Genomic DNA, 20,309 nt, shown 5'->3' with positions numbered 1-20,309 from the left:
TGGACTTATAACCAGCTTATCATAGGAATCCGCCAATCGGAAACATCAACACCCACCGTTTCATAAAAACGTGCCAGTCTTCGTTCATATGTTTCTTGATGGTTTAATAATTGCTGCAACGCCCGAAAGTCCGGATATTGGAAAGCTCCCTCCAAAAAATCATATACATGTACTGGAAAAGATAACCTGGCAAAAATCAATCTCCATGCAAATACGGATAATGGCTGGTAGTTCTGATAATCATTTAAAAACTGATTTATTTCTGTATCTGATTTGTTTTGTAAATAAGCATACCGGATATACTCTGCAACATCACGTGTCGGATGATCATATACTAATTCATCCGTCCAAATAATCTTTTTTTCAGAACTGCTCCACCTGGAGAACCCGATGGTACTCTGATCGGTCTGTAAAATTCGCTGCTCCTTTTCACTTTCCCGCAAATACTGAATCGCATTCTCGCTGATTCCAACAATATAAGGCAACACATCCATCACTTCCGATAAATACTTGCTTGCCGTTTCTTCCTTTGCCTGCCTCGTTAATTCGCTTTCAAAAAAGGTAATTTTTTCTTCCCAAAGCTTTCTCCACTGTCCATAGCTCGAAATCATCTTTGGTTCGTATTGAAAACCGCTGCCGATACGATGGATGTCGCCCAGCATTTTTCCTGGGCTTTCCTTCCTGTATATCTGTGTACTATCCTCCAACACAAGCACCATCCACCATTCATTACCATAATTGGTGAACCATTCTCCATTTATATTTCGGACGGGATAAGCAACATGATAGATTCCGTTTTCTCTTAAAAAATAAGCTAATGTCGCTTGTTCCATTAATATCATTTCCTTGTTCCCGGCAGGAATGGTAAAATAATGATAATGCTCTTTTTGATAAGCTTCACGCTCTTCGATGAATTGCTTCCCTTCCACCTGGATGGCATATTGGCTGCGGAGCATTTCTGACATAGGCATCAACAAACTCCCCCTTATCGTATATATTAACTATATGAAGGAAAGGGCTATACAATCCTATTAAATCGAAAAAAGGTGTGTTTTAAAATGACAAAATATACAAGCAAAACAGAACTGGAAGTAAGAGCAAGACAACTTTTAAAAGAACGCGGCGTGAAAATAGAAGATATTGCAGAATTAGTGTATTATCTGCAATCAAAATATCATCAAGGTTTAACAATGGACACATGTCGTTATAATGTCAATCGGGTATTAACGAAAAGAGAAGTACAAAACGCTGTCATAACAGGTATTGAATTAGACATGCTGGCGGAGCAAAAACAACTCAGCGAACCGTTACAGGAGACGATCGCAATTGATGAAGGATTATACGGCATTGATGAAGTGATTGCCCTGTCCATTGTTAATGTTTACGGTTCTATCGGTTTTACAAACTTCGGTTACATCGATAAACAAAAACCAGGTATTTTAGAAAAATTAAATGATAAAAGCAGCGGAGAGATTCATACATTTTTAGATGATATCGTCGGCGCTGTAGCAGCTGCAGCATCCAGCCGTCTGGCTCATGGAGATGCAGAGAACGAGCATGAAGAGCTGGACGGATAAACCGGGCATTTTTAAATGAACATCACAGCAAGGATTGCGGACAAAAAGAAAGCATTCACTCTCCTGCATCAATAGGAGATGAATGCTTTCTTTTTACTCCATATTCCATTCTGATAAATTCTCGATAATATACGTCGGCTGTTTTTCTAAGGTGGAGAGCTCCTCTTTTTTGGTTACACCGGTATGGACAAATAAGGTATCCACTTCTGCATTGAATCCGGACTGAATGTCCGTTTGGTAATTATCCCCTACCATCAGCACATCTTCTTTCGGTAAACCAAGTACCTCCAGCGCTTCATTCATAATAATCGTATCCGGTTTACCGATAAAAACAGGATCCTGTTGTGTGCTAGTCTGAACCAATGCTGTAAAAGCCCCGTTCCCTGGCCCCATCCCATTTTCTGTAGGGATAGCATGATCCCGGTTGGTAGAGATAAAGGCTGCTCCATTTCGAATAGCAATACACGCTGTAGCCAGCTTATCATACGTAATATCTTTATCCATACCGACGACAACCGCATCAACATGGATAGCATCGACTAACTGAATCCCCTGCTTTTCTAACGCATCCTTCAGACCGCTCTGACCAATGCAATAGCAAGTTTCAATCAATTGGTCTTTTAAATAGTTCGCTGTAGCCATACTGCTTGTTACAACTTGATTCGCATTCGCCTGAATCCCTAAATGATTCAGTTTTTCAGCTACATCATGCGTACTTTTCGTAGAATTATTCGTTACAAATACATACGGTATATTTCTTTCTGCTAACCGCGTTATAAAAGGGGCCGCTTCCGGAATAACTTCATCCCCTTTGTACATGGTTCCATCTAAATCAATAAGATATCCTTTATATTTACTCACAATCGTACACCTCTATCTTGATATGACATTGCTGCATGGAGCGAATAAATTGATGACGCTTTTACTTATCGGATGCCCCGGTAATATACCATTGGCAGTACGTTTTCCCATCCACCAGCAACGACATTGTCTTTACTCTTTGATCCGGAAATAAGGATTCATACATTTCTTTTTCATGCTGACACATGATCGGATAATCCTTTGCCACTTCTAAAAAAGGACAGTGGAAATTATTTAATTGAAATCCTTCTCTTCCTTTATCCTCCACTTGAAACATATAACCGCTCCGGTTTTGCATATCTTTTAACGCAGCAATCTTCTCTTCTGTAGTGGAACATGCGTCTAAACGCTGTTTTAACTGTACTTTTTCTTTCGCAGATTGCTTTTGAAGCAAGTCATGGATAAGCTGGGTTCCCTGCAATGCTTCTAGATCATGAAGCAAATCTAAAGAAAGTTCTTTATAGCGGTCAGGAAAACTTTCCTGGCTTTTTTCGGTTAAGCGGTAGGTATGATAAGGACGGCCAATCTCTTTTTTATGTTGCTTCACTTCAATAAACGCTTCTTGCACAAGCGTATGAAGCTGCTTCCGTACAGCAGTCTCCGAAATCGTAAAGTGCTCCATCATCGCATCCATCGTTAACTCGCCTTGCTTTTTTAACAATTGGATAATCTTATCTTTCGTCGAGACACGTTTTCCCATCCGCTTAACCTCCCGTTTACACGCACTTTTTATTTATTCATAAAGGCATTCGCCACGCCCAGCTCATTTTGTAAATATATTTGAATCCGTTCCGAAAAAAGCGTGAATACATCCATGTTTTCCTGCATAAACTGCGCTAATTTCGGATGGTCTATATTCTGATAATCATGTACTAAAGGTTTACGCCAGTGAATAAGCTTTTTATAAACATCTTCTTCCGCTGCAGGAAGGACCTTTTCATCCACTAAAATGTCTATAATATCCTCATAACTTCCCGGGTCCCTCATAATAAAACCATCTATCATCATATTGCCAATATCCAGTACACCTTCTATAAAAACATGAGCCATGCGTTCTAAAGCAAGATGCTCTACTTTGCTGTTATAAGAATGACTTTGAAAAGTTTTTAAAATGTCATTCACAAATGTAAGGGTGTAATTTATTTTTTGCTGATCTACAAAATACATCATGATTCCCCCAAAAACGTCTATACTAAAGAATATTCAAATCACTACTATTATCATACCATATTTTTTAACGTTATTTCACTGGACTTTCTTGTTCAAAGCGAATCATGCTTTCTTTTTCAAAAAACATGGTATAGTAAGTTTAATACGTTTGAAGGGGTAAATGCGGATGGAAAAAAAACATATTTTAAAAATGGATGCAACGAGCATTGCGTCCGCCATAAAAAAGAAGCAACTGACCTCTGTGGAAGCTGTCACAGCTTTTATTGAGCAAATTAAAGCTGTTAATCCTTCCATCAATGCTGTTGTAGAAGATCGGTTTGCTAAAGCATTGCAAGAGGCGCAGGAAGCAGATCATTTGCTTCAAAATCAGACGCCTTCCGGTAAATTACATGGTGTGCCAATCAGTATCAAGGAATGTTTCCATGTGAAGGGGATGAAAACAACCGGCGGGCTGGAGCACAGGCAGGATCTTATTTATCAAGAAGATGCAGAAGTTGTCCGCCTGTTAAAAAAAGAAGGAGCCATTATTCTCGGGAAAACAAACACTCCGGCACTGTGCTTCTGCCAGGAAACAGATAATAAACTATACGGCAGAACCAATAACCCGTGGAATCTCAACAAAACCGCCGGAGGCTCAAGCGGCGGAGAAGGTGCTTTGCTCGCTGCCGGCGGTGCTCCAGTCGGAATTGGATCTGATATTGGCGGTTCGATTCGTTTTCCATCTCATTTTAACGGCGTGATCGGTTTCAAACCTGGAAAAGACACGGTCTCGACAGAAGGGCATTTTCCAGAAGTACAGCATGACCTGCAACAGCGTATGCTTACTGCCGGACCCATGGGAAAAACTGTAGCAGATATGCAGCTGATTTATGATATCATCGCTCCATCAGCACCCAAGTCCCAAACATTACATGCATTTAAAATGGAAATATTGCCAATCAATCTGGGTTACCCGCTCTCTACAAGAACAGGACAGTTATTAGAGGAACTGGAAAATTTCCTGGAGAGAATTTACAGTGTCCAGCAAATTATGCCGCCGTATTTCAGAGACAGCGCGTTAATTTGGCAGGAAATCATGTCGATCAACGGAAGCAAACTGGTGGAAGATGAAGCTTTCAATAATGACCGCTCCGGATTGGTACGTTCTTTCTTAAAAGAAAAACTGAGCCAGCGCACGAAAGTACATCCATATTTATCCTGGGCCATCATGGGGGCAAAAATGTTTAAGCCTTCTCAAAAAAGAGTCCGGGAAATCGCCGGCATTCTTCAGCAGGGAGATGAACTGCTGAAAACATATTTCGCCAAACGGCTGCTGATTCTGCCTGTTTATTATCAAGCAGCATCCGATCATGGTCAGGTTTTCAAAGAAATATTTTCTATCCGTAAAACCTATCTGCAATATATGCCTTATACCGCGTATGCCAATGTATGGGGGCTTCCTTCTCTGACAATACCCGCTGGAGAGGATGAAAACCATTTGCCGATCGGCATACAAATTATCAGCGGAAACGGCAATGAAGATGCCATTTTTCGGCTGGGTAAATTGCTTACAAAACGATTTCGGGGATATAAATTAGCCGAAGTGAATAATGGTAATTATTAAAAGTGTTATTCCCCCTCCTTCTGCACAAACTGAATCAGGAGGAGGGGAAAACTATGCCGAAAAAAGATTATCAAGAACTTTCAACTGTTCAAAAACAACATGACACCATCATTCCAGAAGAATTTCCAGAAGGATCATACGGTTCAGATATTCGGGAAAATGAACCCGTTTCCGGAAAATCAACCGATTGGGAAGAAGGACAGCACCGCTCAAGCGCCTTCACCTATGCCGATAAAGAGCAGCATAAAAAACTGCAGCGAAGAGCCCCCGGCGCACATCCCTTAGGAGAAAAAGATGAGTAGGTAACATTTTTATCAAAAAAAAGAAGTTCAAAAGCCCTTCTTATTCGGAGAAGATATTTTGAACTTCTTTATTTCTGCACTTTTTCCAATACAAAATAAGCACAGCCAAAATTACAATATTCGTAAATGTAATCCTCAAAGCAGCTGATTTTAGCATCGATTGGAGCCTTGGCATGATTATCATGATAAAACCCCTTTAACCGAAGCTGTTCATACGCCCAATCACCTACGATAAAATCGTATTTGGATAAAACCTCTGAATAGCGATCTTTGACAACTTCTGCCTCGAAGCCATTTTTATTTTCTTCAATCAGCTCATATGTTTTTCCATTTAATTCAATCATGAGAGGACATCCACTCCTTATTCATTATCCCTAGTTTATCATAGAATCCATTAGAAAAACCAGAAAAAATTACCTGCATGATTTGTGCCCTTTTTCCAAAACTAAGATGTAAGAAATAGACCTTAGAAAGGAGAAATATAAATATGAAAACAAAATTAGGCATTATTTTATTTAGTTTTGTTATACCGCTTGCTGCTTGTGCACCTAATCAAAATAACAGCGAACCTAACCCCTTAGATCCAAACAACAGAACGCCGGAAATGGAATCAGATACAAATGAGCCATCCCGGGATAAAATCGGTTTTGTACGTTACACCCAGGATGAATTTGATCAAAAAAATGCATCTGAACCGAAAGAAATCCGTATAGACAGGAACGAGACTGCTGAAATGATTACCAGCATCTTATTACAAAATCCGGATTTTGAAGAAGTAGCAACATTGGTAACGGATGAAGAAGCTTTAATCGCATTTAAAGCTTCCGATAATATATCAAAGGAAACCGCTATTGACAATGCAGAAAAAACAGCAAAGTCTATTCTGCCTGGATATTATACGATTCATGCTTCAAACAACACCAGTTTGATTCATAATATTGAAACGCTCCATTATTCTGTGATGGAAAATCAGAATACAGATATTAACCCGCTTGTACAGGAGATCGTCGATACGATGAAAAAAGATGATTAAAAGGACACTTATTTCCTAAGGAGGTGATTCAACTGGCAAAAAAACGCACAATTACAATCCTGGTGTTCTGTATTATTCTCTTTTGTCAACCAGCCTCTTTTGTACATGCTGAATCAGAAGATCACATCTATACAGAAAGAATGGCTTTATATAAAAAAGTGGAAAGCCTCACACAAGTACCTTGGTATTATTTTGCAGCAATGGATAATTACGAACGCAATACCCTCCCTTCCTCAGAAGACGAAAAAGTTATCTCTATCCAATTTGATGAGACAGAATGGTTTGGTCTGGGCAACGCCGCTCAATCCACCGAACAAGAAGTCATCCAGCAATTCGGAGGGGTCGGTAAAGACGGAAACGATGATAACCAGGCAGATCCCGATGATCCGGAAGATATTCTTCATACGATGGCACAGCATATATTAACATATGGTTTGGATAAAGATGATGTTAAAATTGCGCTCTGGCAGCATTATAAACGTGATTTGACCGTACAGACGATAATGAACACTGCTAAAGTATTTCAAAAGTTTGGCGATATTCATCTGACAGACCGGTCTTTCCCATTGGATACGGGATATAATTACAGTTACCGCAGTACTTGGGGAGACCGCCGCGGATTTGGCGGATTACGGATTCATGAAGGTACAGACATTTTTGCATCTTATGGCGTACCGGTGCATTCTACCACCTATGGTGTCGTGGAAATGATGGGGTGGAACTTATATGGAGGATGGCGTATCGGTATTCGTGATATTTATAATATTTATCACTACTATGCGCATATGAGCGGTTACGAAGATGAAATACAAGTGGGACAAGTCGTAAAACCTGGAGATGTATTGGGAAGTGTCGGTTCTACCGGTTACGGTCCGCCTGGGACATCTGGAAAATTTCCGCCGCATCTGCATTACGGAATGTATAAAGATAATGGATACAGCGAATTTTCATTTGATCCACATCCGTATATAAGAAAATGGGAACGAATGGATTAAAAAAATGGTGTGCATCTCTTTTACGTGCAGGATGCACACCATTTTTATATAGATTATACACCGTTAAACGTTTTCTCTTCCTTTCCGAATGGCATTCCAGATACTAGCTATTAGTCCGCCCCATATCACAAGGATACCGATAATCATGACAATAATTGCTGAAACGCTCATATCTATCTCCTCCTAATTATCATTATAATCAGATAATGAATCATCTGATTTCCATTTTGTTAATGCCAGGATAATTCCAAGCACGAGCACACCGATAACAACTGCCCAGCCTGAATAATTAATGAAGGCATTAGAGTAATTTTCATAATTACCGGATTCTGTATCAAATTCTCTTAGTAAATTCAACTTAAAGAGTCCAAACATCATATAGCCCATAACAATTGGTGTAATAACAGCTATACTGATCGTCCACCATGCACCTAAACGGATGTCCGAAATGTCATTGGCATGATTTTTAAGGACATTGGTTCTGCGCAGAATCCATGCTATCAGCACGACTTCCACCATACCTATCATAGCAACTCCGAACTGATTAATGAAATAATCGACATTATCTAAGAAATACATACCGCCCCGGGATGCATAAATTAAGGAAACCAGTGCTGCGAGGCCTCCGCCGATAAGAACCGCTTTGGAACGTGTAATTTTAAATTTATCTACTATTGCTGCCACGTACGCTTCCGTAATAGACATCAAAGAGGTAAGCCCGGCAAGTGTCAGCGATATAAAGAAAAACGCGCCGAACAAGCCATTAAATGCTGGCAATTCATTGATAATCGCCGGAAAAACAACGAAAGCAAGCCCTACTCCTCCGGCTACAACTTCTTCAATACTTACCCCGGCAGAAGAAGCCATGAATCCTAAAATTCCAAATACCCCAATTCCCGCTAACAATTCAAAACCGGAATTACCAAAACCAACGATAAACGCATTATTCGTTATATCTGATTTTTTAGGTAAATAACTGGAATACGTAATCATAATCGCAAATGCAATCGATAAGCTGAAGAAAATTTGGCCATAGGCAGCTATCCATACTCCCGGTGACAGGATTTGACTGAAATCAGGTGTAAAAAATGCATTCAATCCATCTAATGCTCCTGGTAATGTGACTGCTCTGATAACAATAATTAAAAATAAGATAAGAAGTAAAGGAATGAAAATGCGATTTGCCATCTCTATTCCTTTTTTAACTCCCCGGAATAGAATACCTAATACCAGCAGCCAAACAATAATTAACGGAATAAGCACACCTGGAACGAGGCCGCCGAATTGCCCGGGAATTTCTGCTAACTGCAGGTGCTCTCCAAATAAAAATGCTTCTGTATCTTCTCCCCAGGACTGATTAAACGAGAAAATAGAATAAGATATTGCCCAGGCAATAATCACAGAATAATACGTTGAAATTACAAATGCGACTAGGACAGCCCACCATCCGATAAATTCTGTTTTCTTATTCATTCTCCGAAATGTTAAAGGTGCAGAACCGCGATACTTCTGCCCCATGGTGAATTCCATAATTAAAATTGGAATACCGGCAGTCAGTAACGCAAATAAATAAGGAATAAAAAATGCTCCGCCGCCATTTTCATAAGCAACAGCTGGAAAACGCCATATATTTCCTAAACCAACCGCTGAACCGACAGCCGCTAAAATAAACCCCGCCCTTGTCCCCCACTGTGAACGTGTTTCCATTCATCATACCCCCTTTTAATAAATAGCCATAGCATGAAAGTAAGTTTTGAAAGCCGCTTCTCATTGCTTATAATAACGGTTTTCTTTATTCAAAAATTGATTTAAAAATAATAGCAAAAATCATTACTTTCAGACTATTTTAATTGTATTATATCCTTTCTGCCAGTTTTGTCAAATGTTATTATTTGGATTTGCCATGCCTTCCTTTGTTTGCTCCATGGCAAAGGCTTGGAATACTAAAATGTATTCCAAGCCTCCCATTATGATGCCTTCTTTTTTTCTTTAATAAATAATACATGCGTCAGCCAGATAATTCCTGCTAATAAAAGTATCGTCACACCTAATGCTATCCAGACAGAATGAGTGATTCCAATCACGCAGAAACCGATGAACGCCGCAAAAGCAGCGATAATAGCATAGGGAAGCTGAGTAAGAACATGATCGATATGATGTGCTCCTGCCCCCGTTGCAGATAAAACCGTTGTATCAGAAATTGGCGTACAATGGTCTCCAAAAACGGCTCCTGCAAGCACAGCTGCCAATGCAGGCAATAATAACGTCATATCCGTATTTGCCATGATTTCCACAGCGATGGGAAGCATAATACCAAAAGTTCCCCATGAAGACCCTGTTGCCAAGGCCATTAATCCCGCAATCAAGAACAAAATCGCCGGAAGAAAATCAGGTGAAACAGATGCGTTATTGACTACACCCGCCAAATAACTTCCTGTCTCCAATTCTCCAATAATCGCACCAATCATCCAGGCAAGAATTAAAATATTAATTGCCGGAATCATCGTCTTAAAACCTTCTATAAAAATCTGCTGTAACCTTGAACGCGGATGGCTTTGCTGGATATGAAAAATAACAGAAGCTATCACTGCTGCAATCCCGCCGATAATTAAGGAAAGGTTGACGTTTGTATTTGCAAAAGCGTCCAGAATAGATGCACTGCCTTCTGTTTCCATGATACCCGTTCCAACCATTGCAATGACTGTCACGGCAAATAATACGATAATCGGAACAATCAGATGAAAGATTTTCCCCTCTTCATGCGGGTCAAATACATCACTCAAATCGCCTGAAACTTGATTTCTTTTTGGATCCAGCAATGCTCCGTCTTCTTTTGCTCTTTTTTCATGTGTATACATGGAACCAATATCAAAATGGAAATACGCAACAATAAACACAAGAATAATAGAAGCAATCGCGTAAAAATTAAGTGGGATCATTTGTATAAATGCTTCCATCGGCTGAATATCTGTAATGCCATTCGCTACAAATAAACCGCCTAATAAGCCGATAATATATGCTCCCCAGCTGGATATCGGCGCGATGACCGTCACCGGCGCAGAACTGGAATCAATATAGTACGCCAGTTTTGCACGGGAAATTTTTTGCCGATCGGTAACAGGTCTGGCAATCTGACCTACTGCTAAACTATTAAAATAATCATCAATAAAAATAATCAATCCGGTAATGATAGTCATCACTTCCGCGCCAGTACGGGTCTTCACCCGTGCAAGCATCCAGTCTCCAAATGCTTTCGCTCCGCCGGAAGACTGTAAAAATGCAGTAAGCACCCCTAAGAATAGCAGAAAAAGAATGAGTAATATATTGCCGGTTACAAGCGCTCCATCTGCATAAAAAATCGTGTAAAATACGGTCCATATTTCCTGGATGGTTCCCCATATATGAAAATCATTTAATAATAATGCTCCAACCAAAATACCTGTGCCAATAGAAATAAGCACTTTTCTTGTTGCGATCACTAATATCAGCATGACAACTGCAGGCAAAAGTGACCAATACGTAGCTTCCATGTTTAAACCCCCATCTATTCATTTCCTGTATCTTCAAATCATGCATAAAGGTAATCATACAGCATGGCATCATGAGCCAATATCTTTTTTTAACCTATGCATGAACTGTGTCGAAAAAAGAAGGCAGACAGGGATATTCACACTTCTCCACGGTTCGTACGATTATACAAATTTCCCTGTAAACGCAAAAAAACAATGATAGAAAATAACCTACCATTGTTTCAACAATTCACGTTATCCTCCATTTCGATCAATAGTTCTCCATGTAATGTTTTTTACATGACAGCATATAACTTTTTCAGTTACATGCCAGCAATATAAAGTAAGACTCCTCTATATGCTTCGGCAAACCAACCTTTTCCCAGCTTTCCCTGTTGTCATTCTCCAGCCGGGTACTTATCTGATTTGCACCTCTACCTCACCGATCTGTTAGGTATTATTCAAATGTCTATTTTAATAGCTTCTGCGCCCATTTGTACTATACTACATATTTACTCCCTCTGCAAATCCTCTTTTGGAATAGCAATATCCGGCGTGTTTCCGTCCCCTCCGTAAAAATCAGGCACTTTCCCCATAATGGCTCCTCCATCTAAATATAATTCCGTATGTACCGTTCTTACTTCGGAAGTAAAAGGCACGATAATTTGTACATCAGCTTCGACATTAATATATAAAGACACCCAGGCTCCGTTAATGCCAAACTCTTCTTCCTCACTGACCACGTTCGTCCGGACCGCTCCGATTACTTCCATATTAATCGGTATTCTTGGCCCTAAATTAGCCAGTACAGAATTTCCAGTTACTTGCCCTAATGGAATCTCAATTAATGTTGGATCTATTTCAGCTCTTCCTTCTGCACCGCCTTCATATTCAGATGGCTCTTGCAGATTATGATCAAATTCAAGCTGCTCTCCCCGATTTACATGAGCAAAAAACTCCTCCACCCGGTCAGTAGCAACCCGATTAATTTCACTGATAATTGCCGGATCCCTGTTATATGTTACCAAATTCCCTTCGTTATCATATGTGATGTTAAGAATATCATCAAATCCATATTCCTCTACATAATATACAGCTGTATTAATCGCTCTTGTAGCAAATTCATCTGCTCTTCTTTCCGCTATATCAATTACGATTGGTTCAATCTTCACGTTAATTAAATAAAAACTGAAACCAACCGCAGCAAAAAATAAAATAAAAGTCAACACTAGAACAGAGCGTCGAGATGGAGGTATTCTTCTTTTTCGGCTTTTTCGATAGCGGTATCGCTTTTTAAATTTCAACACAACGACCCCCTTCTTCATAATTTATGCAAGGATTGAAGGAGATTAGAACTGAAGTCTTTTTCATTCTTATTCAAATTTATTCGACTGCATTAAAAAACACTTCTTCTGTTTCATATCCGAAACAAAAGAAGTGCCTCCCAAGTGTATTATGATATTTTAAGCAATGCTTCTTTCCCTGTCATTCCAACTTCCCAACCATGCTCTTTGGATGCGTCCGTTACTTTTTGCAACGGCGCATGCAGCAACTGGTCAATGGTTCGTACTCCCATTGCCCGCCCGGCAATGACATTTCTTTCTTTCAGTTTAGGTATTTCATTAAAAATGTCCACATCAAGCGCTGCGCACATAATATATCCGACATCATTACTAATGGTCAATAAAGTCGTTTGCGGCAATTCTACACTCACTGCAGTAAAAATAATCCCATCCACCTCAAGAGGTTCTACCGTAATCATTATAAAAGCCCCCTCTGTTTTTCTCTCGTGATAAGTGTATGCAGAGGGGAAGCAGAACGTCACAGGCAGACCCAGAAATATCTTAATGCTGTTTCACAGCGTAAGCCAGCAGATCACGTAAAAATTCCGGGACGAAATATTGCTTTTTCGCAGAACGGGAGATTTCCGGCAAAAACTGTCCAAAAGTAAACGTATCTGCAGTGGCAACATAATACACTTTATCCGGATGGATTGGATACCCATCTTCCGCATAGACCTGTTTCACATAGATCTCCCCATTGCGATGAGAAGCCGTCTCCACTTGAATACCAGAGAAAATCATCTTTCCTAAAATCTCTCCCCGGAATCCAAAACCTTTTAATTTCAATTCTGTGAAAGCAGGAGACAAGGCAGCTCTGACGGTTTCCACGATTTGATCTCCTTTTAAATCGACCAGAACAGGATTAATGGGATGCGGACAGATACGGTGAATATCCCCTTTGGTAATCGGCCCTGCCGGCAGTGAATGTAATAACACACCAGCATTCAGCATGGAAATATCCGCATTGGTCCACCTTCGCAGAACTTTGGTTAAAGATTGGATAATCGGTGTCTCTGCGAACCATTTTACCTCCAGAGGCTGTTCCACATTTGCTACCACTTGATTCAAATAATGGTTGGCCTGTTCCGATAATTGTTGTAACTGTGCTTCTGTTTCCAGATCCTTCGCACTATCATGCAAACCGACGGCATCTGCTCTTTTGGAAATAACTTTTTGTTTCTCATGATTCCAGATAAGCTCTACTTCACCGGCATAGTAGCAGTGCTTTCCAGCAGCTGTGATCAAGGTCTGATTTACTACTTCCCCTTCTTCCAATAGGTGGTGCGTATGCCCGCCGATAATGACATCAATATCCGGATAGCGCCGGGAGATTTCTTGATCCACGGAAATCCCCAAATGAGAAAGGAGAACAATGATATCCGATTGTTTTTTTAATTCCTCTAAATAGCGGTCTATCATGTCAAATTCATTTTCCACATGCCATCCAAGCAGATCATAAAATGCATTAAACGGCGCTGTCAGTCCAAAAAATCCTATCCGGACACCGCTTTTGGTTGTTAATAGATGCATCCGTTTTAACCAAAATGGTGTAAAATCATCCCTGCTGAATAAATTACTGCAAACGACCTGAAAGTCAGCCTGGTCATACAGTCGATACAATTCTTGATGGGACAAGGTAATTCCTTCATTATTTCCCAGCGTGACGATATCATAATCTGCTTCATTCAGCAGCTCCACATTAGCCAGACCGCTGGATGCTTCCGTCACTGGATGAGAACGGTCAACATGATCCCCGATATCCACCGTAAAGTAAGCTTCCTTCCTTTCTTCTCTTAATCCCCGTTTCTCTTTTAAAAAAGCCGCTACTCTTGGCCATTGTCCAAAATTACTATGCAAATCATTGGTATAGTAAAGGTAAATTTTCTCATCTTTCATATTCCAACGCTCCTAACCAATTCCTTGTAAAATCATACGAATTCCCATGATAATCAATAAAATCCGCAAAAACAGCTCTAATAAGGAGCTAGAAATCTTTTGATTTATTAATGCGCCAATCTTGCCGCCAATCCACGCACCCGGTATAAAGAACAGGACATACGCCCATGCGACATTGCCGAGCGCTACATGGGCGATACTTCCAAACAAGCTGACGAAAATAATCATAAACATGGATGTCGCTGTGGCAATATGGGCAGGGAATCCAAAAACAAGCAGCATAACCGGCACCATAATAGCTCCTCCGCCTATACCAAAAAAGCCTGACAGCATCCCGACAATGAACGCAATGATCAACGCAGGAACAGCCCGAATGTTATATGTATACACTTGCGACCCTAATTTTGCTTGACGGGCCCCTTTTTCTGATATATCTACCTTTTTGGGCTGTATGCCTCTTAATTGCCGATAAAAAAGGATTGCTGCGATCAATATAATTAATATGCCAAAATAAATATAAAAAGTATTTGCCTGCACAAATTGATTCAGCCAAGCTCCGCACATACTTCCCGGGATGCTGCCAATCAAAAAGAGACCGCCAGCTTTATAATCAATCCGTTTTGTTTTTGCAAAAGATAACGCCGAGGAAATACCTGTAAAGAACATAACAAATAAAGACATAGCTACCACTGTTTGGGGTGTAACCCATTCAAAGCCTTCGATATTTCCACTTGCAAGAAAAAGCAATGGAATTAAAACCACTCCGCCGCCAAGTCCAGCTAGACTTCCTACAAAAGCTGCCAACATAGCGATAGTGAAACAAATCATAATAACTAATAACAATCTGCGCACACCTTCTTTCTATATGTCATCATACCATATTGTTAAAGAGATGAAAGGAATCGGGATTTTTCTGCTATGCAAAAGAAGGATACTTCCTGTCGGACAGCACCCTTCTCTTCTATCCATATTTTGTATTTACACTAGCTTATGTCCGCAATTCCCGCAAAAATTCATTCCTTGTGTTTTATTTCCGCAATTCGGGCAGAAATTCGGAATCGTACTGCTTCTGTCATTGTCCGAAACAGGTGGTTGGTTGCCGTTCTGTTGATTTTGTTGCTGATTCTGGTTCTGTTGTCCAGGTTGATTTTGCTGCCCGCCTTGATTGGGCTGCTGTTGCTGATTGCCGGTACTTTGCTCGTTCGCACCGCTCATCATTTCTTTCGCCATATTCATTCCCATCATCATTCCGGCCATGTCCGTTGCCGAATTACCACCTTCTGAATTCCCGGAAGCAATCGCATCCGTCATAGCGACATCTTTATAACGGCCCATATCGCCAATCATGCCGTGTGACGCGGTTTTGGTAATCATATCCTGAATTTCTTTTGGATAATTAAAGCTCATAATTTGAAAACCGGTAATCTCAAAGCCATCCTTATTGACCTGCATATCCAAGTCTTCTCTAATCCCTTCACCGATTTCAAAGGAATTCGCCTGCAAATTAAACATATCCTTGCCTTCTCTAGTAATCCACTTCATTAATAATTGGTCTAAAATCGCAGTGATACGCAGCCGGATATCTTCTACAAGGTAACTATCTTTCACCCCGGCAATATTATCAATTAATTTCACATAATCTTTGACAGTGAATTGAAACGTTCCGTTCGCCCGGATTGGTATTCCGCCAGGCAGCTGCTGGGAAGGGATATTTATCGCATTCTTCGTCCCCCACTTCACGGTGAACTCTTTTGTATTGACAAACAGCACTTCTACCCGCATTCCACTGTTAAATCCAAATTTAAAACCTTTCAGCGTGGATAAGAAAGGAATAATATCCGAGTCAATTTCATACTCACCCTCCTCTTTAAAAACGCCCTCTATTTTTCCCTGATCAAAAAAGATCGCATCCTGCCCGGGGCGAATAATGAGTTTACTTCCTTTTTTCACCTCGTTGTTATTCCATTTCCAGAAAATCATGTCATCACGAAATTCATCCCATTCGACAACATTTGCCATCTGTCCTCTAAAAAAGCCCATCATGCTTTTCATCCTTTCTATATTTTCGATACCTTTTATTTCAAACCATCATTAAAATTTCGCCCGTCCGGAAGATCGGGAGTGTCCGCCGCCAGTCATTCTGCCACCGCCTCCGCGTCCCCCGCCAGAGTTCTTTTGAATTTTCGTTTTTGTCACGGATTTTCGTAAATATCTGTCTGATTTACTTTTTACACGAGAATTATCCGCATCCAGATACGTACTTGCATTTGTAGTCACGCGTCCGCCCATATTAAAAATCATGGAGCCGACGATAGCACCTCCAATTATAACAGCCGCCAGCAAATGAAACCACGTTTGCAAAAAAATACTGTCAGGATTGATCATTGGGTTTACGCCCATATACTGCTCTACCTTCTCAAAATACAGTAAACTGGCATCATAAAAATCACCATTTGCTAAATCAGGAACTAAATCATCTGCAAGCTGTTGTGCACGATCAGAATCCACATATTCTTCTCCTTTATAAAAACCGCCAATTGCAACGTCATTATCTCCAGGGCCACCTGAAAAATCTAAACCCATCATAACGGTATCGCCATGTTCCTTATCGTAACCAGGCCCCTGCTCATCGTAAAAATCATCTATATAATCATCTATATCTGCGGAGTCTGACTCATCCTTTGTCAAAATAAGAATATCAATCTCGTTCTCTTCACTATACTCCGCTGCTCGTTGTTCCAAATCTGTACGTTCATTTTCCGTAAATATGTCTGCATTATCATAAATATATTGTTTTTCCGCAAAAACTGCAGGCACAACAAAGAAAGATATAAGTACGAATATACTGGCAAGAAGGATATATTTTCTCATAGAATATCACCGCCCAGCATGATTGCGATTGCTTTCATTAAAACAAACGAACCGCCGGCAATGCTGGAAAACCAGATTGCTGCCTTCGAATAGCTCAGCGGTGGCTTGCCGACAATTTTTCCGGTCTGCCCATTCATTGCAAAGGTATGCTCTTGCTGGTCAAAATCATAATACACCATCCAGACAGGTAAAAGAACATAGTAGCTATTTGCCTGCTTCGTGCGAATATTTTTCTGCTGATAGCTGACAGAACTGTATCCCCGGATAGTTGAAGCAATATACGTATCCAGAAAACCTCTAATTTTTGCCTTCACCCGGTCAAATAATTCCTCATCTGTGTAATTATATTTTTCCGCTAAGTATCCTGCTAAATAAGGTGTTTTAAAACTTTCCAGCTTGTTATAATCATAGGGCTCCAGTTTATCCATCAACTCATCATTCATTTTTTCCGATGCATCGACAGGCACTTTTAAATAGCTGACATCGATGTCTCGATAGACACGGTAATACTTGGTTTCTGTATAACGATAATCTCCGCGCCGATACGTTCGTACTTTGGTTCCTGTTGCTTTGACATCGACATCGTTATCTAAATCATACATCCAAAACGGGACATACATTCCGGTGATATTTTTCACCCGGTCGGCTGTCATAAAACCTTTTGGCGTTAAACGGCCATTCTTACACCATTTTTTAAATGCTTGCATCGCTTCTTCTTTACTAATGGTAAAGGGAATCACTTTCGCCGGAGCCAAATCGCCCGACAAGCGATCCGCAAGAACTACCCCAGCCCCGCAAAAACTGCATGAGGTTGCTGTGGTATCTGCATCTGTCAAAACAACCGCCCCGCAATTTTCACAATGGTATTCTTTCGCTTCATCTGCTTCAAAAGATTGGGATATGTTCACGTCGTCATACGTATCAATATGCTCCGCATGACCGCAACTGTCACAAGCCAAACGTCCAGAACGACTATCATATTCCATATCCGCTCCGCAGCTGGGACATTTATAATGTACTAACATCCTTTTTCACCTCATTTTTCTGACCGCAATTCAAGCAATGCCTCTGCCTCCGCAAGCTCAAACTGAATCTTCTCTTCTTCTTCTGTTGTAAATTTCTCTATCTCTGCTTTATTTTTATTTGCTGATGCTTCTATTTCCAGCGCGTCCATTCGAGCAAAAGTTTCTGAAAAAATCTGGTTCATGCGCTCATAACTTTGCTGGAAAGGCACCAACTGTGCTTCTAAATCATATTTTTGATTTTGTAATTTTTCAATTTCTTTACGCGCTGTCTCTTGCTGCATTTGAAACCGGCTTTTTTCATGTGACTGCGCTGTTTTTTCCTTATACCTTTCAAATTTCTCGACAAGCCCTTGCTGTTCTAATATCTTTTCATCTGTTCTTGTAATGTTTATTTGCACGGTATCTATTTTGGCTTGCATCTCTCGCATCACTTTATCCATTTCCTTTTTGTGTTTTTGCAAGTTTTGCCTGTTCTGCTTCGTTTCCCGTTCGGATGAATAAAATCCTTTAAAAAAACGCACCCGCCTCATCCCTTCCTTACCTGTTTATATAATAGTACGAAAAAAATCGTGAAAGGTTTCACCAGCATTTTTTGGCACTTATCCGGAGCTAACCAATTACTTAAAAGGATACCTTATTTCCGCTCAGATTTCTAACTACTTTTTTTAAAATTTCGTTTTCTTTTACATTCTTGTAATATTTACCGTCTTTAGAAATGAAAATGAAATGAAAAAATCGCATAATTATCGAAAAATGCTGATATGTGACAGTTTCATTTATGTCGATTCATGTAATATAACTTAATAATTTGTTACCATTCTTTAAAAATGTGGTTATTGTCTTGTGATGTGTCTATGTTATGTTATACATAGTGAAAGATTGAAGTTCAGCAGGACATTTACTGGACAAAAATCAAGGTGTTTCGTTCGTAATCTACCATTCCATTCAATTTGTACTCCCCATAAAGCTATAATGGTAGATTTACGGACGAGCCACCGTGATGAAGTGAAATCTTCTACATAGGTTTCGTTTTTTCAAAACATTATATTACAATTCTTAAGGAGGAATTCTTTTGGCACCATCGAATCTTAGCGCAAAAAAATATGTTATTTCTACTGCATTTGCAACCACGCTTGCACTTACACCAGTAGTAGCTTCCAGCGTTTTTGCAAATGCGGGAGAAGGATCAACAGAAGGAGATATCACCTACGAAGAAAGTAGCCTCCCTGAAACACAAGAGGAACAGTCTTCTGAGGAACAAACACCTTCAGCTTCCGTTAATTCTAATTCTTCTCTTGTTCAGCAAGGTGATTCAGGGCAAGAGGTAGAAAACATACAAAGCAATCTGCAAAATCAAGGTTACTCTTCTAGTAATGTAGACGGTATTTTCGGAGACCTTACAGAGCAAGACGTAAGAGATTTCCAAGCTGATCAAGGTTTACAAGAGGATGGCATTGTTGGAGAGAATACTTCCAGTGCACTAGGAGGTTCTGTTGAATCAGGTTCAGATTCTGATTCTGATTCTGGAGAAGCTTCAGAACCTGAAACAAGTGAGGATGAAGCAACAGAAGAAGAATCTCAAGATGATATTGTTATTGAGGAAGTAAATAACGATGATTCTGGCGAAGATGAAGTTGGACCGCAAAATGAAGAAACAGCTTCAGCAAGCGGACAAGCTATCGCTGACGCAGCTGAAAGTGCCCTAGGCATCCCATATCAATTTGGAGCATATACGCCAGGAGATTCTAATCCTTCTGCATTAGACAGCAGCGGATTAATCAACTATACGTTTGACCAAGTAGGTATCGATGTTTCCCGTACACATAATGAGATGTGGGCAAATGACGGCGTACATGTAGATTCTCCAAGCGTTGGCGATGTAGTCTTCTTTGAAGGAACTTACGATACAGCTGGTGCATCTCACAGCGGAATCTATATTGGTAATAATCGTATGATTCATGCAAGCAGCGGCAACGGTCAAATGATGGAAGCTGATATAAATGCTGACTATTGGCAGCAGCATTATCTTGGAGCTAAATCTTTCAATTAATCATTTAAAAAACAAGCGCGATGATTTGCGCTTGTTTTTTTATATCTTCTTTTCTATCATTTTTGAAATACAAA

General features: G+C 40.1%; 22 protein-coding genes and 1 riboswitch. Of the genes, 6 read left to right on the top strand and 16 right to left on the bottom strand.

From position 1 onward, the window contains the following. Positions 1-5: 5 nt before the first annotated feature. Positions 6-971: a hypothetical protein gene (locus tag ACFQ19_RS10580; protein WP_379592047.1), complete on the bottom strand. Its 966-nt coding sequence runs from the start codon at positions 969-971 to the stop codon at positions 6-8. A gap of 87 nt (positions 972-1,058) precedes the next feature. On the opposite strand from ACFQ19_RS10580, the gene ACFQ19_RS10575 reads away from it, so the two are divergent. Next, a complete protein-coding gene (locus ACFQ19_RS10575) occupies positions 1,059-1,577 on the top strand; it encodes a phosphatidylglycerophosphatase A family protein (protein WP_379592046.1) in 519 nt (172 codons plus the stop codon). Positions 1,578-1,670: 93 nt separating this feature from the next. Here ACFQ19_RS10575 and ACFQ19_RS10570 read toward each other — a convergent pair whose 3' ends face one another. From ACFQ19_RS10570 to ACFQ19_RS10560, 3 genes are all read right to left on the bottom strand, one after another. Continuing rightward, a complete protein-coding gene (locus ACFQ19_RS10570; RefSeq protein ID WP_379592045.1) occupies positions 1,671-2,438 on the bottom strand; it encodes a TIGR01457 family HAD-type hydrolase in 768 nt (255 codons plus the stop codon). Positions 2,439-2,499: 61 nt separating this feature from the next. After that, complete coding sequence (locus ACFQ19_RS10565) at positions 2,500-3,138, bottom strand: helix-turn-helix transcriptional regulator (RefSeq protein WP_379592044.1); 639 nt, start codon at positions 3,136-3,138, stop codon at positions 2,500-2,502. Between the two features lie 29 nt (positions 3,139-3,167). Next, positions 3,168-3,605, bottom strand: a complete 438-nt coding sequence (locus ACFQ19_RS10560) for a DUF86 domain-containing protein (protein WP_379592043.1) — start codon at positions 3,603-3,605, stop codon at positions 3,168-3,170. 169 nt (positions 3,606-3,774) lie between these two features. Here ACFQ19_RS10560 and ACFQ19_RS10555 point away from each other — a divergent pair, with 169 nt between their 5' ends. Then, positions 3,775-5,211 carry an amidase gene (locus tag ACFQ19_RS10555; RefSeq protein WP_379592042.1) on the top strand — a complete coding sequence of 479 codons (1,437 nt, stop codon included), beginning with the start codon at positions 3,775-3,777 and terminating at the stop codon, positions 5,209-5,211. A 53-nt stretch (positions 5,212-5,264) separates the two neighbouring features. Beyond that, positions 5,265-5,513: a hypothetical protein gene (locus ACFQ19_RS10550; RefSeq protein ID WP_379592041.1), complete on the top strand. Its 249-nt coding sequence runs from the start codon at positions 5,265-5,267 to the stop codon at positions 5,511-5,513. Between the two features lie 68 nt (positions 5,514-5,581). Here the strand turns inward: ACFQ19_RS10550 and ACFQ19_RS10545 are convergent, their stop codons facing one another. Beyond that, positions 5,582-5,857 carry a YutD family protein gene (locus tag ACFQ19_RS10545; protein WP_379592040.1) on the bottom strand — a complete coding sequence of 92 codons (276 nt, stop codon included), beginning with the start codon at positions 5,855-5,857 and terminating at the stop codon, positions 5,582-5,584. A 143-nt stretch (positions 5,858-6,000) separates the two neighbouring features. On the opposite strand from ACFQ19_RS10545, the gene ACFQ19_RS10540 reads away from it, so the two are divergent. Together ACFQ19_RS10540 and ACFQ19_RS10535 are read left to right on the top strand one after the other, a co-directional pair. Beyond that, entirely contained in the window at positions 6,001-6,546 is a 546-nt protein-coding gene (locus ACFQ19_RS10540) for a YhcN/YlaJ family sporulation lipoprotein (RefSeq protein ID WP_379592039.1), read from the top strand. A 59-nt stretch (positions 6,547-6,605) separates the two neighbouring features. Continuing rightward, positions 6,606-7,541, top strand: a complete 936-nt coding sequence (locus ACFQ19_RS10535; protein WP_379592082.1) for a M23 family metallopeptidase — start codon at positions 6,606-6,608, stop codon at positions 7,539-7,541. A 63-nt stretch (positions 7,542-7,604) separates the two neighbouring features. Here ACFQ19_RS10535 and ACFQ19_RS10530 read toward each other — a convergent pair whose 3' ends face one another. The 11 genes from ACFQ19_RS10530 to ACFQ19_RS10480 form a co-directional block, all read right to left on the bottom strand. Next, positions 7,605-7,712: a methionine/alanine import family NSS transporter small subunit gene (locus ACFQ19_RS10530; protein WP_379592038.1), complete on the bottom strand. Its 108-nt coding sequence runs from the start codon at positions 7,710-7,712 to the stop codon at positions 7,605-7,607. Positions 7,713-7,724: 12 nt separating this feature from the next. After that, on the bottom strand, positions 7,725-9,248 hold the full coding sequence (locus tag ACFQ19_RS10525) for a sodium-dependent transporter (protein WP_379592037.1): 1,524 nt from the start codon (positions 9,246-9,248) through the stop codon (positions 7,725-7,727). A gap of 260 nt (positions 9,249-9,508) precedes the next feature. Next, the gene (locus ACFQ19_RS10520; RefSeq protein ID WP_379592036.1) at positions 9,509-11,071 is read right to left on the bottom strand and encodes a Na+/H+ antiporter NhaC family protein; all 1,563 of its coding nucleotides are present in this window, start codon (positions 11,069-11,071) and stop codon (positions 9,509-9,511) included. 246 nt (positions 11,072-11,317) lie between these two features. Then, positions 11,318-11,495, bottom strand: a riboswitch (Lysine riboswitch). Positions 11,496-11,562: 67 nt separating this feature from the next. Then, complete coding sequence (gene yunB / locus ACFQ19_RS10515) at positions 11,563-12,357, bottom strand: sporulation protein YunB (RefSeq protein ID WP_379592035.1); 795 nt, start codon at positions 12,355-12,357, stop codon at positions 11,563-11,565. A 146-nt stretch (positions 12,358-12,503) separates the two neighbouring features. After that, complete coding sequence (locus ACFQ19_RS10510; RefSeq protein ID WP_379592034.1) at positions 12,504-12,812, bottom strand: YunC family protein; 309 nt, start codon at positions 12,810-12,812, stop codon at positions 12,504-12,506. Positions 12,813-12,894: 82 nt separating this feature from the next. After that, a complete protein-coding gene (locus tag ACFQ19_RS10505) occupies positions 12,895-14,289 on the bottom strand; it encodes a bifunctional metallophosphatase/5'-nucleotidase (RefSeq protein ID WP_379592033.1) in 1,395 nt (464 codons plus the stop codon). A gap of 12 nt (positions 14,290-14,301) precedes the next feature. Continuing rightward, positions 14,302-15,141 carry a sulfite exporter TauE/SafE family protein gene (locus ACFQ19_RS10500; protein WP_379592032.1) on the bottom strand — a complete coding sequence of 280 codons (840 nt, stop codon included), beginning with the start codon at positions 15,139-15,141 and terminating at the stop codon, positions 14,302-14,304. A gap of 126 nt (positions 15,142-15,267) precedes the next feature. Continuing rightward, a complete protein-coding gene (locus ACFQ19_RS10495; protein WP_379592081.1) occupies positions 15,268-16,329 on the bottom strand; it encodes an SPFH domain-containing protein in 1,062 nt (353 codons plus the stop codon). A 51-nt stretch (positions 16,330-16,380) separates the two neighbouring features. Next, positions 16,381-17,160 carry a TPM domain-containing protein gene (locus ACFQ19_RS10490; RefSeq protein ID WP_379592031.1) on the bottom strand — a complete coding sequence of 260 codons (780 nt, stop codon included), beginning with the start codon at positions 17,158-17,160 and terminating at the stop codon, positions 16,381-16,383. Then, the gene (locus ACFQ19_RS10485; protein ID WP_379592030.1) at positions 17,157-18,185 is read right to left on the bottom strand and encodes a TFIIB-type zinc ribbon-containing protein; all 1,029 of its coding nucleotides are present in this window, start codon (positions 18,183-18,185) and stop codon (positions 17,157-17,159) included. The genes ACFQ19_RS10490 and ACFQ19_RS10485 overlap by 4 nt, the downstream gene beginning before the upstream one ends. An 11-nt stretch (positions 18,186-18,196) precedes the next feature. After that, entirely contained in the window at positions 18,197-18,706 is a 510-nt protein-coding gene (locus tag ACFQ19_RS10480) for a hypothetical protein (protein ID WP_379592029.1), read from the bottom strand. 551 nt (positions 18,707-19,257) lie between these two features. On the opposite strand from ACFQ19_RS10480, the gene ACFQ19_RS10475 reads away from it, so the two are divergent. Next, the gene (locus tag ACFQ19_RS10475; protein WP_379592028.1) at positions 19,258-20,235 is read left to right on the top strand and encodes a C40 family peptidase; all 978 of its coding nucleotides are present in this window, start codon (positions 19,258-19,260) and stop codon (positions 20,233-20,235) included. Positions 20,236-20,309 lie beyond the last annotated feature (74 nt).

This window comes from Oceanobacillus locisalsi (assembly GCF_042675985.1).
GTDB classification, from domain to species: domain Bacteria; phylum Bacillota; class Bacilli; order Bacillales; family Amphibacillaceae; genus Oceanobacillus; species Oceanobacillus locisalsi.
This window is presented reverse-complemented; position numbering and strand designations above follow the sequence as displayed.

What these genes read in the sequence shown, in the direction of transcription:
- ACFQ19_RS10580 (WP_379592047.1), bottom strand. Translation starts at nt 971, where the DNA reads ATGCCTATGTCAGAAATGCTCCGCAGCCAATATGCCATCCAGGTGGAA.
- ACFQ19_RS10575 (WP_379592046.1), top strand. Translation starts at nt 1,059, where the DNA reads ATGACAAAATATACAAGCAAAACAGAACTGGAAGTAAGAGCAAGACAA.
- ACFQ19_RS10565 (WP_379592044.1), bottom strand. Translation starts at nt 3,138, where the DNA reads ATGGGAAAACGTGTCTCGACGAAAGATAAGATTATCCAATTGTTAAAA.
- ACFQ19_RS10560 (WP_379592043.1), bottom strand. Translation starts at nt 3,605, where the DNA reads ATGTATTTTGTAGATCAGCAAAAAATAAATTACACCCTTACATTTGTG.
- ACFQ19_RS10555 (WP_379592042.1), top strand. Translation starts at nt 3,775, where the DNA reads ATGGAAAAAAAACATATTTTAAAAATGGATGCAACGAGCATTGCGTCC.
- ACFQ19_RS10550 (WP_379592041.1), top strand. Translation starts at nt 5,265, where the DNA reads ATGCCGAAAAAAGATTATCAAGAACTTTCAACTGTTCAAAAACAACAT.
- ACFQ19_RS10545 (WP_379592040.1), bottom strand. Translation starts at nt 5,857, where the DNA reads ATGATTGAATTAAATGGAAAAACATATGAGCTGATTGAAGAAAATAAA.
- ACFQ19_RS10540 (WP_379592039.1), top strand. Translation starts at nt 6,001, where the DNA reads ATGAAAACAAAATTAGGCATTATTTTATTTAGTTTTGTTATACCGCTT.
- ACFQ19_RS10530 (WP_379592038.1), bottom strand. Translation starts at nt 7,712, where the DNA reads ATGAGCGTTTCAGCAATTATTGTCATGATTATCGGTATCCTTGTGATA.
- ACFQ19_RS10525 (WP_379592037.1), bottom strand. Translation starts at nt 9,248, where the DNA reads ATGGAAACACGTTCACAGTGGGGGACAAGGGCGGGGTTTATTTTAGCG.
- ACFQ19_RS10520 (WP_379592036.1), bottom strand. Translation starts at nt 11,071, where the DNA reads ATGGAAGCTACGTATTGGTCACTTTTGCCTGCAGTTGTCATGCTGATA.
- ACFQ19_RS10510 (WP_379592034.1), bottom strand. Translation starts at nt 12,812, where the DNA reads ATGATTACGGTAGAACCTCTTGAGGTGGATGGGATTATTTTTACTGCA.
- ACFQ19_RS10505 (WP_379592033.1), bottom strand. Translation starts at nt 14,289, where the DNA reads ATGAAAGATGAGAAAATTTACCTTTACTATACCAATGATTTGCATAGT.
- ACFQ19_RS10495 (WP_379592081.1), bottom strand. Translation starts at nt 16,329, where the DNA reads ATGGGCTTTTTTAGAGGACAGATGGCAAATGTTGTCGAATGGGATGAA.
- ACFQ19_RS10490 (WP_379592031.1), bottom strand. Translation starts at nt 17,160, where the DNA reads ATGAGAAAATATATCCTTCTTGCCAGTATATTCGTACTTATATCTTTC.
- ACFQ19_RS10485 (WP_379592030.1), bottom strand. Translation starts at nt 18,185, where the DNA reads ATGTTAGTACATTATAAATGTCCCAGCTGCGGAGCGGATATGGAATAT.